Origin of the sequence: Nocardiopsis mwathae, assembly GCF_014201195.1 — a bacterium.
GTDB classification, from domain to species: Bacteria; Actinomycetota; Actinomycetes; order Streptosporangiales; family Streptosporangiaceae; genus Nocardiopsis_C; species Nocardiopsis_C mwathae.
Window position 1 is genome coordinate 2,443,819 of sequence record NZ_JACHDS010000001.1, and the last position, 14,314, is coordinate 2,458,132.

Annotated in this window: 14 protein-coding genes; 7 read left to right on the top strand and 7 right to left on the bottom strand. The window is 73.8% G+C overall.

The window, feature by feature from the left end; translation table 11 throughout:
• The first annotated feature begins 14 nt into the window (after positions 1 to 14).
• Positions 15 to 776 carry an alpha/beta fold hydrolase gene (locus HNR23_RS10305; RefSeq protein WP_184075349.1) on the top strand — a complete coding sequence of 254 codons (762 nt, stop codon included), beginning with the start codon at positions 15 to 17 and terminating at the stop codon, positions 774 to 776.
• 156 nt (positions 777 to 932) lie between these two features.
• On the opposite strand, the gene HNR23_RS10310 is transcribed toward HNR23_RS10305, so the two are convergent.
• The gene (locus HNR23_RS10310; protein WP_184075351.1) at positions 933 to 1,760 is read right to left on the bottom strand and encodes a GvpL/GvpF family gas vesicle protein; all 828 of its coding nucleotides are present in this window, start codon (positions 1,758 to 1,760) and stop codon (positions 933 to 935) included.
• Positions 1,761 to 2,008: 248 nt separating this feature from the next.
• The gene (locus HNR23_RS10315; RefSeq protein ID WP_184075353.1) at positions 2,009 to 2,695 is read right to left on the bottom strand and encodes a GntR family transcriptional regulator; all 687 of its coding nucleotides are present in this window, start codon (positions 2,693 to 2,695) and stop codon (positions 2,009 to 2,011) included.
• A 176-nt stretch (positions 2,696 to 2,871) separates the two neighbouring features.
• Between HNR23_RS10315 and fdhD the strand changes: the two genes are divergently transcribed.
• Positions 2,872 to 3,738, top strand: a complete 867-nt coding sequence (gene fdhD / locus HNR23_RS10320) for a formate dehydrogenase accessory sulfurtransferase FdhD (protein WP_184075354.1) — start codon at positions 2,872 to 2,874, stop codon at positions 3,736 to 3,738.
• Between the two features lie 28 nt (positions 3,739 to 3,766).
• Here the strand turns inward: fdhD and HNR23_RS10325 are convergent, their stop codons facing one another.
• Both HNR23_RS10325 and HNR23_RS10330 read right to left on the bottom strand, forming a co-directional pair.
• Positions 3,767 to 4,348: an HhH-GPD-type base excision DNA repair protein gene (locus HNR23_RS10325; RefSeq protein WP_184075356.1), complete on the bottom strand. Its 582-nt coding sequence runs from the start codon at positions 4,346 to 4,348 to the stop codon at positions 3,767 to 3,769.
• Complete coding sequence (locus HNR23_RS10330) at positions 4,345 to 5,133, bottom strand: FadR/GntR family transcriptional regulator (RefSeq protein ID WP_394353818.1); 789 nt, start codon at positions 5,131 to 5,133, stop codon at positions 4,345 to 4,347. The genes HNR23_RS10325 and HNR23_RS10330 overlap by 4 nt, the downstream gene beginning before the upstream one ends.
• A 252-nt stretch (positions 5,134 to 5,385) precedes the next feature.
• On the opposite strand from HNR23_RS10330, the gene HNR23_RS10335 reads away from it, so the two are divergent.
• The 4 genes from HNR23_RS10335 to HNR23_RS10350 are packed head-to-tail and all read left to right on the top strand — an operon-like array spanning position 5,386 to position 9,139.
• Positions 5,386 to 6,255, top strand: a complete 870-nt coding sequence (locus tag HNR23_RS10335) for a fumarylacetoacetate hydrolase family protein (protein WP_184080166.1) — start codon at positions 5,386 to 5,388, stop codon at positions 6,253 to 6,255.
• A 42-nt stretch (positions 6,256 to 6,297) separates the two neighbouring features.
• Positions 6,298 to 7,038: a (Fe-S)-binding protein gene (locus HNR23_RS10340; RefSeq protein WP_184075360.1), complete on the top strand. Its 741-nt coding sequence runs from the start codon at positions 6,298 to 6,300 to the stop codon at positions 7,036 to 7,038.
• Positions 7,035 to 8,483 carry a lactate utilization protein B gene (locus HNR23_RS10345; RefSeq protein ID WP_184075362.1) on the top strand — a complete coding sequence of 483 codons (1,449 nt, stop codon included), beginning with the start codon at positions 7,035 to 7,037 and terminating at the stop codon, positions 8,481 to 8,483. Before HNR23_RS10340 ends, HNR23_RS10345 begins: the two co-directional genes overlap by 4 nt.
• On the top strand, positions 8,480 to 9,139 hold the full coding sequence (locus HNR23_RS10350; RefSeq protein ID WP_184075364.1) for a LutC/YkgG family protein: 660 nt from the start codon (positions 8,480 to 8,482) through the stop codon (positions 9,137 to 9,139). Before HNR23_RS10345 ends, HNR23_RS10350 begins: the two co-directional genes overlap by 4 nt.
• A gap of 119 nt (positions 9,140 to 9,258) precedes the next feature.
• Here HNR23_RS10350 and HNR23_RS10355 read toward each other — a convergent pair whose 3' ends face one another.
• Positions 9,259 to 10,224: an acyl-CoA desaturase gene (locus HNR23_RS10355; RefSeq protein WP_184075366.1), complete on the bottom strand. Its 966-nt coding sequence runs from the start codon at positions 10,222 to 10,224 to the stop codon at positions 9,259 to 9,261.
• A gap of 214 nt (positions 10,225 to 10,438) precedes the next feature.
• On the opposite strand from HNR23_RS10355, the gene HNR23_RS10360 reads away from it, so the two are divergent.
• Complete coding sequence (locus tag HNR23_RS10360) at positions 10,439 to 11,449, top strand: aldo/keto reductase (RefSeq protein ID WP_184075367.1); 1,011 nt, start codon at positions 10,439 to 10,441, stop codon at positions 11,447 to 11,449.
• 68 nt (positions 11,450 to 11,517) lie between these two features.
• On the opposite strand, the gene treZ is transcribed toward HNR23_RS10360, so the two are convergent.
• Both treZ and HNR23_RS10370 read right to left on the bottom strand, forming a co-directional pair.
• Positions 11,518 to 13,314, bottom strand: coding sequence for a malto-oligosyltrehalose trehalohydrolase (gene treZ, locus HNR23_RS10365; protein ID WP_184075369.1), 1,797 nt, complete (start codon positions 13,312 to 13,314; stop codon positions 11,518 to 11,520).
• Positions 13,315 to 13,354: 40 nt separating this feature from the next.
• Entirely contained in the window at positions 13,355 to 14,215 is an 861-nt protein-coding gene (locus HNR23_RS10370) for a putative RNA methyltransferase (RefSeq protein WP_184080168.1), read from the bottom strand.
• Between the last annotated feature and the right edge of the window lie 99 nt (positions 14,216 to 14,314).

The window sequence follows — 14,314 nt, forward strand, 5'->3', positions numbered from 1 at the left end:
ACGAGGAGACGCCGATGACGGACGGCTACCGCACCTTCGGCCATGGCGACCACAGGGTTATGGCCCTCAACGGCTGGTTCGGCTCGGCCGAGGCGTGGCGCCCGCTGCTCCCGCACCTCGATCCCCAGGCGTTCTCCTTCGTGTGCATGGACTACCGGGGCTACGGTGCACGCAAGGGCGTCGCCGGAGAGTACTCGCTGGCCGAAGCCGCACGGGACGCCCTGGCGCTCGCCGACGACCTGGGCTGGGAGCGGTTCTCCGTCATCGGGCACTCCATGGGCGGCAGCGTGATGCAGCGGATCCTCGCCGAGGCACCGGAGCGGGTCTGCGCCCTGGTGGGCGTCTCACCCGTCCCGGCCAGCGGCATCCCCTTCGACGCGCAGTCCTGGAAGTTGTTCACCGGTGCGGTGGACGACCCGCTCGACCGGCGCACGATCATCGACTTCACCACCGGTGGCCGACTCACCGGCGTGTGGCTGGACGCGATGGTCGAGCACTCCGTGGCCAACTCCGAGAAAGCGGCGTTCGCCGCCTATCTGGAGGCCTGGGCGCGCACCGACTTCCACGCCTCGATCGCCGGGAGCCCGGTCCCCATCAAGGCGATCGTGGGCGAGCACGACCCCGCCATCAGTGCGGAGGTGGTGCGCTCCACCTTCGAGAAGTGGTATCCGAACCTTGAGGTCGACGTCCTCGCCAACGCCGGTCACTACGCGGTCGACGAGACGCCGATCGCGCTGGCCACCAGCATCGAGCGGTTCCTGGCGGAGGTGCGGTGACCGCGCGCGGGCCCGCGCCGCCTTCCGTCGGCCGCTCACCCGGCTGCACGCCGCCTGGACCGACGCGCCCGTGGCCCGGCTGACGACGGACCTCACCGAGGGCAGGCGATACGCCGGTCCGCCGGACGCCGCGGTCCTCAGCGGCGGCGCCCCCGCTCAGGACCGCGCCTGGACGGGGGCGAGCGGGTCGCCGGAGCCGGTGGTGCCGGGGATCGGCATCGCGAAGGAATAGGGGGCCCACGGGCCCGACACCACGACCCGCACGTCCCGGGGGGCACCGGCCCGCAGCCGCTCGGCGATCCGCAGCACCCGCGGGGTGCGTTCGGCCGGGACGAGGTAGGAGGCGTTCATGACGGTCGTTCCGCCGGCGGCGGAGAGCGGGGCGTCCAGCGGGGGGTGGTCCTCGCGCGCCTCGGCGAGTCCGCCCACCAGGTCGTCGACGCGCCGGGCCAGGGCGACGGCCGCGTGCCAGGGCTCGTCATGGATCGCGTGGGGTGCGCGCCCTCGGCGGGCATCGTACGGGCGGCGCGGCGCGGACGGGGAGGACGCTCCGGCGTTCGGGCGCGGTCCGGGCGCCCCCGGCGACCGGGTGGCGATCCGGACGCGCCACTCGACGCGGCCGCTCAGCCGGGCCAGGATCGCGGTGAACCGCCCGTGCTCCGCGCGCAGGAGCTCGCGGACGTGCTCGGCGCTCTCGCGGACGGTGGCCAGTGCCAGCGGGATCACGGCGGCGTGCTGGGAGACCTCGTCGACGACGCGGTGGTGGGCGCGGGCGACGGACTCCAGCCAGTCAACGTCGGCCAGGCGGGCCCGGAACGCCGCCTCGCCGTAGGCGCTCAGGGGAACGGTGCTGACAGCGGCCGCGAGGTCGCCCTCGGCCACCAGGCCCACCGGGCGGCCGTCGACGCCGCGGGCGCCACCCAGTCCGGTCTGCGGAAACGGCCGCGCGACCGCATAGACGTATACCGAGTTCCTTTCCTCCACGAGTCCATTCCTCTCCTTCAGTACGGGGGTGTTCGTCTACCTATGTCCGATGCCGCGCCAGCCCGCTGTGTTCGCGGGAACACGTGGCCGCCCTGCGCCACGCGCAGCCGAGCGACAGTCATCCCATCATCGGATCTCTCTTTTCCCGTCTCGCCTTCGCCGGTCGCGCGGGGATCGACCGGACCACGGCGGGCACCGCGTCGACATCCCCGAGGTCTGCGGAAGGGGTGGGAAAGCCGGAGCGGAGGTCAGGAGTCGGGGGTGCCGGTGCGCTCGTGGTAGGTGCTGCGGGTGCGTTCGGTGTGGTCGCGCATCAGGCGCGCCGCCGCATCCTCGTCGCCCGACTCCACCGCGTCGACGAGCCGGTCGTGCTCGTCCCACGAGGAGCCGCCGCGAGTGCGGGCGACCGGAGTGTAGTACCAGCGCACTCTGCGGTCGACCTGGGCCGCGAGTTCGGCCAGGACCGCGTTCCCGGATGCTTCGGCGAGTGCGCGGTGGAAGTCGGCGTTGGCGGCGACCACCGCCTCGACGTCGTCGGCCGCGAGTGCGGACCGGCCGACGGCGATCAGCTCGCGCAGCCGCGCGACCTGGTCCGGTTCGGCGTGGTGCGCGGCCAAGCGGGCCGCCTCGGCCTCCAGCAGCGCGCGGACGGCCAGCAGCTGGTCGGCCTCGCTCTGTGTCGGGGTGTGCACGAACGCGCCGTAACCGGGCCGCAGGTCGACCCAGCCCTCGTTGCTGAGGCGCTGCAGGGCCTCGCGCACCGGCTGCCGGGAGACGCCCAGCTGCCCCGCGAGCTCGGTCTCGACCAGGTGCTGGCCCGGGGGCAGGCGGCGCGCGGCGATCAGGTCGAGGATCGCCTCGTAGACGGTCTGCCGGAGCGGCGCCGGACGCTGGACGGGAGCCGCGGCCACGGCCTTCAGCACCTGCTTGGTCATGGAGCCGCCCTTCGACGCGGGGATCTGCTCGACGGTGGTCGACAGTATACGAAGATCCCTCCGGCGCTCGCCCCGTCGCGCGGCGCCGGGCCGCCGGATGCGCGCGGCGCGGGTCCGTGGCAGGCTCGGAGGTAGGTGGCGGAACACAAGGGTGAGGAAGCCGGAGGCGCAGCGGCATGGGACGCGTGACGACTCGTGAGAAGCTCCTGCGGGTCAGGGACGGCGCGGTCAGCGAACGCGTCGACACCCTGGTCGTGGAGGAGCCGCTGGAGGTGCGGCTGGACGGCGAACCGCTCACCGTCACCATGCGCACCCCCGGCCACGACTTCGACCTGGCCGCCGGTTTCCTGGTGAGCGAGGGGGTGGTGGCGCGCTCCTCCGACATCGCCGCCATCCGCTACTGCGCCGGGGCCGCCGAGGACGGCGCCAACACCTACAACATCCTGGACGTGGCGGTGGCGGCGGGCGTCGCCCTGCCCGAAGCCTCGCTGCAGCGGAACTTCTACACCACGTCCTCCTGCGGACTGTGCGGGAAGGCCAGCCTGGAGGCGGTGCGCACCACGAGCCGCTGGACGGTGGCCGACGACCCGGTGCGGATCGACCACCGGGCGTTCGCCGCGATGCCGGAGCGGCTGCGCGCGGCGCAGCGGGTGTTCGACCGCACCGGCGGCCTGCACGCCGCCGGGCTGTTCGACGCCGCGGGCGAGCTGCTCGCCCTGCGCGAGGACGTCGGACGACACAACGCGGTCGACAAGCTCGTCGGGTGGGCGGTGCGCGAGGACCGGCTGCCGCTGCGTGGCACGGCGCTCATGGTGTCGGGTCGCGCCTCGTTCGAGCTCGCCCAGAAGGCGGTGATGGCCGGCATACCGGTCCTCGCCGCGGTGTCGGCTCCCTCGTCGCTGGCCGTCGGCCTCGCGGCCGACGCGGGCCTGACCCTGGTGGGTTTCCTCCGCGGCGCGTCGATGAACGTCTACGCGGGGCGCCACCGCGTCGTCGTGGAGAGGGACGCCGCGGCGCAGGCGCCCGCGACCGCGCGGACATGACGCCGGGCATGCCGCGGGCGGGCGCGCCTCAGCCCTTCCGTGCCTTGGCCGCGGCCTTGGCGCTCTTCTTGTACGCGCGGACCTCGGCCAGGGTCTGCTCGTCCAGGACATCGGCGATGGAGCGGCGCGCCTCCTCTTCGCCGTAGGGGCCTGCGGCCTCGCGCCACCCCGCGGCCTGGAGCCCGAACTGCTTGCCGAGCAGCGCCAGGAAGATGCGCGCCTTCTGGTCCCCGTAACCGGGCAGGGCCTTGAGCCGGCGCAGCACCTCGCGGCCGTCCGGGTCGCCCTCGGTCCACAGCCGCTCGGGGCGGCCGTCGTAGGACTCCACGAAGTACCGGCAGAGCGCCTGGATCCGCTTGGCCATCGAACCGGGGAAGCGGTGCACGGCGGGGGTCTGCGCGCACATCGCCGCGAACTGCTCGGGGTCGGCCTCGGCGATGGCCCGGATGTCCAGCCCGCCCATCCGGTCCGCGATCTTCTTCGGGCCGGCGAACGCCGTCTCCATCGGCACCTGCTGGTCGAGCAGCATGCCGATGAGGAGTGCCAGCGGGTCCCCCGCCAGCAGCTCGTCGGCTCCGGGTTCTCCGGCCAGGTACAACCTGCGTGTCATGCCTCCGATCCTCCCACGTCAGCGGCGAGATCGGCGCGAAGCCACCGCTCGACCTCCAGGACGTGCATGGTGGCGGCGGCGCGGGCGGCGTCGGGGTCGCGGGCCTGCAGGGCGCGGAAGATGCGTTCGTGGTCCTCGCGCAGGCGGGCGGTGATCCCGGCCGCACGGTGGCCCCGCCAGACGCGGGCGTTGAAGGTGCGCGAGGACAGGCCGTCGTTGATCGCGGCCAGGGTGGCGTTGCCGGTGATCTCCACGATGGCCTGGTGGAAGGTGAGGTCGGCCGAGGCCGTGCCGGCTTCGGCATCGGCGGCGTCGCCGCCGTCACCGCCCGCGTCCATACGGTCGAGGATCCCGCGGAGGCGGCGGAGCTGGGCGTCGTCGGCGCGGGCCGCGGCCAGCGCGGTCGCCGCGGGTTCGAGCATGCGGCGCACCTGCAGGACCTCGATCAGGGTTTCCCCCTGGGAGACCTCGGCGAGGACGGAGAACGTCTCCAGGAGGTCGGCGGGGCGCAGCGCGGTGACGTAGACGCCGGCGCCGTGCCGCGCCTCCAGCACGCCCAGTGTGGTCAGGGCGCGGATGGCCTCGCGCATGGAGCTGCGCGACACCCCCAGGTCGGCCGCGAGGTCCCGCTCGGTGGGCAGCCGGTCGCCGGGGGCGAGGGTGCCGTCGGCGATGCGCGCCTTGATCCGGTCGACCGCGCGCTGCGTCACGGGCACGCTGCGCCCGGCCGCATCGGACGCGCCGGGCACGGCCGGCGGAGTCGCGTCCGGTGCGGCGTCGGGGATGGTCACGCGTCGTCCTCCAGGTCATCGACGGGCCGGGCGGCGACCGGATGGCCACCTGGACACCGGGCCGCATGGATCCTCCCATCTTGACACCTCTCCCCTCGCACGCGTACAAGTGATCCGACCAATCAGATCCAGTGTGTCGCTTCCCATAAGTGATCACCAGGAGAACGACAATTGTCGGTACTCACGAACGCGATAGTCATCAGACCAATCATCGTGGGCGTGGAGCACGAGTCGTACGGGAGCAACGTGAAGTTCTTGAGGATCGGACCCCCGGGTGCCGAGCGGCCGGCGGTGCTCGGCGCTGACGGCACCCCGCTCGACCTGTCCGCGATCACCCCCGACATCGACGGCGCCTTCCTCTCCGGCGGCGGCGTCGAGCGCGCCCGGGCCGCACTCACCGCCGGGCACCTGCGGCCCGCGGCACCACCGCAGGCAGCGGGCGGGGCCGGGCGGCGTGTCGGCGCCCCGGTGGCCACCCCGGGCAAGATCATCGGAATCGGGCTGAACTACACCGACCACGCCGCCCGGACGGGAGCCGCACCACCGACCGAACCGATCGTCTTCATCAAGCCCAGCGACACGGTCGTGGGACCGGACGACGACGTCCTCATCCCCCGCGGCAGCAGCAAGACCGACCACGAGGTCGAACTGGCCGTCGTCATCGGGCGTACCGCCCGCTACCTGGCGGACTGCGATGAGGCGGCCGGTGCCATCGCCGGGTACACCATCGCCAACGACGTCACCGAGCGCGAGTTCCAGTTCGAACGCGGCGGGCAGTGGGACAAGGGAAAGTCGTGCGAGACGTTCACGCCGCTGGGCCCCTGGCTGGTCACGCCCGACGAGGTCGGCGACGTCACGTCCCTGGGGCTGCGTCTCACGGTCAACGGCACCGCCGCCCAGGAGGGCACCACACGGGACATGATCTTCGGTGTCCACCACCTCGTCCGGTACCTGAGCCGGTTCATGGCGCTGCGCCCGGGCGACGTCGTCATCACCGGCACCCCGGCCGGTGTCGCGATGGGCAGCCCCGACCGCTCCTTCCTGCGCCCGGGCGACGTCATGGAACTGGAGGTCGACGGCCTGGGGCGGCAGCGCCAGCGCCTCGTGGCGGCCTGAGCCGCCCCTCCGCCACGGAGCCCACGGAGGAGGACACCACGCATGCGGATCGCCCTGTTCATCACCTGCCTCAACGACACCCTGTACCCCGACACCGGGCGGGCGGTGGTCCGGCTGCTGGAGCGGCTCGGCCACGAGGTGGTCTTTCCCGAGTCGCAGACCTGCTGCGGCCAGATGCACTACAACACCGGCTACCGGCGCGACGCGCAGCGGCTCGCGGTCCGGTTCGCCGAGACGTTCGGCGACGCCGACGCCGTGCTGGCGCCCTCCGGGTCGTGCGCGGCCATGGTGCGCGACATCCACCCGCGGCTGGGCCGCCCCGGCAGCCCGCTGGAGCGCGCGGCGTCCCGGCTCGCGCCCCGCGTCCACGACCTCTCCGAACTGCTGGTCGACGTGCTGGGGGTGACCGACGTCGGCGCCTACTTCCCGCACACCGTCACCTACCACCCCACCTGTCACGGCCTGCGCATGCTCGGGCTGGGCGACCGCCCGTACGCGCTGCTGCGCGCGGTGCGCGGGCTGAAGCTGGTCGACCTGCCCGAGGCACACGAGTGCTGCGGGTTCGGCGGTACGTTCGCGGTGAAGAACCCCGACGTGTCGGCCGCCATGGGCACCGACAAGGCCCGCAACGTCGCCGCGACCGGCGCCGAGGTGCTGTGCGCGGTCGACAACTCCTGCCTGATGCACATCGGCGGCACCCTCGACCGGCAGCGGGCCGGAGTCAGGGTCCTCCACCTCGCCGAGATCCTCGCCTCCACGGAACAGGAGCCCACCCGGCTATGAGCCGCACGTTCATCGGTATGCCGGCGTTCCCCCGGGCCGCCCGCACCGCCACCGCCGACGCCCAGCTCCGGCACAATCTCCGTGCGGCCACGCGCACCATCCGCGGCAAGCGGGCGGCGGCCGTGGGCGAACTCGACGACTGGGCGGCGCTGCGCGCCGCCGGAAAGGCCGTCAAGGAGCGCACACTGCGCCACCTCGACCGCTATCTGGAACAGCTGGAGGCGTCGGTGACGGCGGCGGGCGGCCACGTGCACTGGGCCGCCGACGCGGCCGAGGCCAACCGCATCGTCGCCGACCTGGTGCAGGCGACGGGCCACAGCGAGGTGGTGAAGGTCAAGTCGATGGCCACCCAGGAGATCGGGCTCAACGACGCGCTGCGGGAGGCGGGCATCACCGCCTACGAGACCGACCTGGCCGAACTCATCGTGCAGCTCGGCGACGACCTGCCCTCACACATCCTGGTCCCGGCCATCCACCGCGACCGGGCCGAGATCCGCGAGATCTTCCTGCGCCGCATGGCCGGGTGGGGGGTTCCCGCGCCCGAGGGGCTGACGGACGACCCGCGCGCGCTGGCCGAGGCGGCACGGGTGCACCTGCGCGAGAAGTTCCTGAACGCGCGGGTCGCCGTCTCCGGGGCGAACTTCGCCGTCGCCGAGACCGGCACCCTCGTCGTCCTGGAGTCGGAGGGCAACGGGCGGATGTGCCTGACGCTGCCCGAGACGCTGATCTCGGTGGTCGGCATTGAGAAGACCATACCGACCTGGGCCGACCTGGACGTCTTCCTGCGGACCCTGCCGAGGTCCGCCACCGGGGAGCGGATGAACCCCTACACCTCCACTTGGACCGGCGTCACGCCGGGCGACGGACCGCAGGAGTTCCACCTGGTGCTGCTGGACAACGGGCGGACCGACGTGCTCGCCGACGAGGTGGGGCGCCAGGCGCTGCGCTGCATCCGCTGCTCGGCGTGCCTCAACATCTGCCCGGTCTATGAGCGCACGGGCGGACACGCCTACGGCTCCGTCTACCCCGGACCCATCGGCGCGATCCTCACCCCGCAGCTGCGGGGTACGGGCGGGGAGCCCGAGGCGTCGCTGCCCTATGCCTCATCGCTGTGCGGCGCCTGCTACGAGGTGTGCCCCGTGGCCATCGACATTCCGGAGGTCCTGGTGCACCTGCGCGAACGGGTGGCCTCCGCCGGAGGCGCCGGGCACCGCGTCGAGAAGGCCGCCATGGCCGCGGCCGGGTGGGTGCTCGGCGACGGCCGCCGGCTGGGCGCCGCGCAGCGGGCGGCGGCCGCGGCGCGCTCCCTGGTTCCCCGGCGGCTTCCCGGCCCCGCGGGCGCCTGGACCGACACCCGGGACCTCCCCGCGGTTCCCGGGGAGTCGTTCCGGCGGTGGTGGCGCGACCGCAGGGTGGGCGGCGCCGATACGGAGGCGGAGTCATGAGCGGATCACGCGAGCGGATCCTGGCCCGGGTACGCGCCGCGCTGGCCGATGTCCCGGCCGGTGAGCGGCCGGCCGACGTCGAGGTACCGCGCATCGATGCGCGGCCCGCCGGGCGCGGAGGGCTCGACGTGCTGGTCGACCGCCTGAGCGACTACCGCGCTCTCGTGCACCGGGTCGCCCCCGAGGAACTGCCCGGTGCCGTGGCCGCCGCACTGCGCCGCCGGGGTGCCCGCCGGGTCGTGGTGCCCTCCGACCTGCCGCCGCGGTGGACCGGGGCGTGGGCCGACACGGATTCCGGCGGCACGTCCCCGGCGGGGGCGCGGGTCCTCCGAGACGCGGGGACCGGCATCGCGGCCCTGGACGCGGTCGACGGGGTGGTCACCGGCTGCGCCGTGGCGATCGCGGAGACCGGCACGATCGTCCTCGACTGCGGCGAGGCCCAGGGGCGCCGTGCGCTCACCCTGGTCCCCGACTACCACCTGTGCGTGGTCCGCGCCGACCAGGTGGTCGACGACGTTCCCCGGGCCGTCTCCCTGCTCGACCCGCGCCGCCCGCTCACCTGGATCAGCGGGCCGTCGGCCACCAGCGACATCGAGCTCGACCGGGTCGAGGGCGTGCACGGCCCCCGCACCCTGGAGGTCCTCATCGTCGGCTGAGGGGCGCCCGGACGGCCGACGGCGGCCGCCCTCCCCTGCCTAGCGGGGTGTGCGGCCGCCGTTCACGTGCCGTCGCGGGAGCGCACCGGGCGGGTCGGCCGTCGGAAGCGGATCGTCGCTCAGGCCGCGGTATCGATGCGCTTGGCGGCGAGCCGGCTCTCGTTGGGCCAGCGCACGTTCCACGCCCAGCCGAGTTTCTCGAACATCCAGATCACCCGGGCGCTCGGGTCGATCTGGCCCTTGAGCACGCCGTGGCGGGCGCAGGTGGGGTCGGAGTGGTGCAGGTTGTGCCACGACTCGCCGAAGGACAGGATGGCCAGCCACCACACGTTGCGGGACTTGTCGCGGACCTCGAAGTGCTCCTCGCCGAAGGCGTGGCAGATGGAGTTGATGGCCCAGGTCACGTGCTGGAGAAGGAAGAGCCGGACCAGGGCGCCCCAGAAGAAGGCGGTCAGCGCGCCCCACCACGACATCGTCACCAGGCCGCCGATGAGCGCGGGGAGGAAGAGCGAGACGCCCGCGATCGGCAGGAAGAGCCGGGAGATGCGCGCGACGTCCTTGTCGGCGAGCAGGTCGGGGCAGAAGCGCTGGACCGAGGTCCGCTCACTGGCGAACAGCCAGCCGAACTGGGCGTAGACGAGGCCCTTGCCCAGGGCCTTCCAGTCGCTGCCGAAGCGCCACGGCGAGTGCGGGTCGCCTTCGCGGTCGGCGTACTTGTGGTGGCGGCGGTGGTCGGCCACCCAGTTGATGACCGGCCCCTCGATGGCGAGGGTCCCGGCCACGGCCAGCGCGATGCGCAGCGGGCGGTTGGCCTTGAAGGAGCCGTGGGTGAAGTAGCGGTGGTACCCGACGGTGATACCGAGGCCGGAGATGATGTAGGCGACCACGAAGATCGAGACGTCGACCCAGGTCAGACCCCATCCCCAGGCGAAGGGGACGGCCGCGACCACCGCGAGGATCGGGAGCCCGATGTACACGCCCAAGAGGAACTTCGCGCCCGGACCCTTCGGGGCGTACTCCACATCGCGTTCCAGCTGGGACGTTCGTCGATCCGCTGTCGCAACGGCGGTTTGGGACTCTCCCATGGGGGTCGACTCTCCTTCAGACGGCTGTGTGAACCTACGCCACCATAACCTACGGCCCCGTAGGTTACGCAAGCGAAGGTAAGTAAAGCCTTAGCGGTGATCCGGCGACCGGGACGAGGCGGCACGAACTGGGCGAATGCGCGACGGTTCGCGGCCTCGCCGTCACCGCCCACCGGCTCTCGGAAACGTGTCCACTCGCCCGCTAACCTGAGCCATGCGCTACATCGACGCGGTGGGCACCACCCGCCGCTACTCCAAGATCGGGTTGGGTACCTGGCAGTTCGGCTCGCGGGAGTGGGGCTACGGCCCCGAGTACGACGGGGCCGAGGCGGCGCGGATCGTACGGCGGGCGCTGGAGCTCGGCGTGACCGTGTTCGACACCGCAGAGCTCTACGGCTTCGGCCGCAGCGAGCGCATTCTCGGCGCCGCCCTGCGCACGGCGCTGGAGCAGACCGGGACCTCGCGCGAGGACATCGTCGTGGCCAGCAAGATCCTGCCGGTCCTCCCGGTGTCACCGGTGGTGCAGCAGCGCGGGGTGGCCAGCTGCGCGCGGCTGGGGCTCGGCCCGATCGACCTGTACCAGGTCCACCGTCCCCACCCGCTCGTCCACGACGCCAGCACGATGCGCGGCATGCGGGCGCTGCGCGAGGCCGGGGTGATCCGCGACGTGGGGGTCAGCAACCACCCGGTGGCCCGGTGGCGGCGCGCCGAGGCCGAACTCGGCTCCCCCGTGCTCACCGACCAGGTGCACTACAGTCTGCTCGCCCGCACCCCCGAGCGGCGGGTCATCCCCTATGCCGAGCGCGCCGGGCGGATCGTGATGGCCTACAGTCCGCTCGCCCAGGGCCTGCTGACCGGCAAGTTCGACGCGCACAACCGGCCCGCCCGCGGCATCCGTGCGATGAACCCGCTGTTCCTGCCCGAGAACCTGGACCGGGTCCGCCCGCTGCTCGGCCTGCTGCGCGACATCGCCGACGCCCACGGGGCCACCCCGGCCCAGGTCGCACTCGCCTGGACGATCCGCCACCCGGCGGTGATGGCGATCCCCGGCGCCTCCGGCGTCGAGCAGCTGGAGTCCAACGCCGCCGCCGCCGAGCTCGACCTGACCCCCTCCGAGACCGACGCGCTCTCCGAAGCCTCCCGGGGGCTGGGCGACCTCGACCGGGTACGGGAGCTGCCCCGCCTGCTCCGCGACCGCCTCTCGCGCCGGCCCCGAGGCCGGTGACCTCGGCAGGAGGGTTCGCCTCCCGGCGGCCCCGATTCCGCCTCCTCCTTCGAGATCGACGTCCGAGATCAACGGGGGCCGGGGGTCGCGACGACCGTGAAGGAGGCGCCGGGCAGGTGCAGCACCGCGCCGGACTCACCCAGGAGGCCGGGCGGCGCACCTCCGCGTGCGAGCGCCCCGTTCACCGCCGAGAGCAGGACGTCGCGGACCGGGGCGTCCAGGGCCACCTCGGCCGCGACCGGGCGCAGGTTGCAGGCCAGCCGCAGCCGACCTCGGCGCAGCACCAGCAGGCGGCCGTCCTCGGAGGCGTCCACACCGAACCGGTCCAGCCGCGGGTCGGCCAGCTCGGGATGGCCGCGGCGGAGCGCGATCAGCGCCCTGTACACCTCCAGGACCTCGCGGTGCGGTGCTGCGGCGCGCTCGGCCCACCGCAGCACCGACCGGTCGCGGGTGGCCGGGTCCATGGGGTCGGGCACCTCCGCGGCACCCCACCCGTGGGCGGCGAACTCACGGCGGCGCCCCTCCCGCACCCCGTCGGCCAGTTCCGCGTCGGGGAACGAGGCGAAGAAGCACCACGGGCTGGACGCGGCCCACTCCTCCCCCATGAACAGCATCGGCGTGTAGGGCGAGCACAGCACGATGGCGGCCCCGCACGTCAGCGGGCCCGGCGGCACGGACGCGGCCAGGCGGTCGCCGCACGCCCGGTTGCCGACCTGGTCGTGGGTCTGCAGGTAGGCGAGGAAGCGGTGGCCCGGAACGCACCCGGCCGCCACGCCCACCGGGGCACCGTGGGTGCGCCCGCGGAACGCGGAGTAGGTGCCGTCGTGGAAGAACACGCGGCGCAGGGTGCGGGCGGGGGCGTCGGGCACGGCGAAGTCGGCGTAGTAGCCGTGGTCCTCCCCCGTGAGGGCGGTGTGCAGGGCGTGGTGCAGGTCGTCGGACCACTGCGCGGTCATGCCGTGCCCGCCGGCCTCGCGGGAGGTGACGGTGCGCGGGTCGTTGAGGTCGGACTCGGCGATCAGCGCGAGGGGGCGGCGCAGCCCGGCGGCCAGGGCGTCGACCTCGGCGGACAGCTCGGCGAGCAGGTGGACGGCGCGGCGGTCGCGTAGGGCGTGCACGGCGTCCAGGCGCAGGCCGTCGAGGTGGTAGTGGCGCAGGAGCCCGGTGACGGTGTCCAGTACGTAGCGCCGAACCTCGTCGGAGCCGGCACCGTCGAGGTTGAGCGACGGCCCCCACGGGGTCCGGCCGTCGAAGTACGGGCCGAAGCGGGGCAGGTAGGCGCCCGAGGGGCCGAGGTGGTTGACGACCACGTCGAGCAGGACGCCCAGGCCGCGGGCGTGGCAGGCGTCGACGAAGCGCTTGAAGCCGTCCGGCCCGCCATAGGGCTCGTGTACGGCGCCCCACAGGACCCCGTCGTACCCCCAGCCGTGGGTACCGTCGAAGGCGTTGACCGGCATCACCTCGACCAGGTCGACGCCGAGGTCGGCAAGGTGGTCGAGGCGGCCGATCGCGGCGTCGAAGGTGCCTTCGGGGGTGAAGGTGCCGATGTGCAGCTCGTAGAGGACGGAGCCGGGCAGCGCTCTGCCGGTCCAGGCGGCGTCGTTCCAGGGGAACTCGGCGTGGTCGTGGCGGCGGGAGGGCCCGTGGACGCCGTGCGGCTGCCGCTGGGAGCGGGGGTCGGGCAACGGGGTGGGATCGTCGTCGAGGAGGAAGGCGTAGTCGGTGCCCGGCGCGGCACCCGGCACGTCGGCCTGCCACCACCCCTCCCCGGCGGGCGCCATCGGGTGGTCGGCGCCGCAGGCACGGACCCGCACGCGCTCGCACCCCGGCGCCCACACCGAGAACCGCTCCCACGCCTCACCCACGGCCTGTGCCTACCCGGTCCGGAGCGGCGCCACTCCGCTGTCAGGCGGGCCGGTGGACCGAGATGAGGAAAGACGCGGTGACGGGGGCGGGGTCGGGCAGGTCGGCGATGCGCCGTTCCAGCTCACCGGGTCCGAGGTGGCGCGCGCTGGGGCCCATGCCCACGGCGGTGGCGACGGCGGTGTGCGGCAGCCGCAGGGGGTGGTCGAGCTCTTCGCGGTGCGCGGGCGAGAAGTGGCCGCCGAGCGTCGAGGCCAACCGCTCCTCCTTGCGCGCGTCCACGGTGACCAGCCCCAGCGCCTCGATGAGTTCGCGCAGATGGCGACCGGTGGGGGTGACGACGATGAGCGCGCCGTCGGCGCGCAGGACGCGGTGGAACTCCGCGCCGCCGCGGGGCGCGAACACGTTGAGGAGCAGCCCGGCGGCGCCGGTGCGCAGCGGCAGGCCCCGCCAGGCGTCGCAGGCGGCGGCCCCGGCGCGCGGGTGGGCCTTGGCGGCGCGGCGCAGCGCGTACTTCGACACGTCCAGGGCCAGACCGGTGGCACCGGTGCACCGCTGAAGGACCTCGCGCAGGTAGTAGCCGGTCCCGGCGCCGACGTCGACGACGGGCCCGGGCGCGGCCTCCCCGCCGCCCGCGGCGCCGGGGAGGTGGTCGGCGGCCAGGTCGGCGAGCCGCCGGGCGAGCGGGGCATAGTGGCCGGCCTCCTGGAACTCCTGCCGGGCGCGGACCATCTCCTTGGAGTCACCGGTCCCGGTGGGCGGCCGACCGGTCAGCAGGCCGACGTACCCCTCGCGGGCGACGTCGAAGCCGTGGCCGCGGGCGCACGCGAGCGCGTTCCCGGCGGGGGCGAGCCCCTCCCCGCAGTGCGGGCAGGCGAGTGCGTCGAGAACGGGCGGGGGCATCCGCAGGCGGGTGCGGACATCGGGGTGTCCGCCGTCGGCGGGGTGCGGGGAGGGAGCGGGACTGGTCATGATCGCCGCCAGCCTATCCGCGTCGGCCGG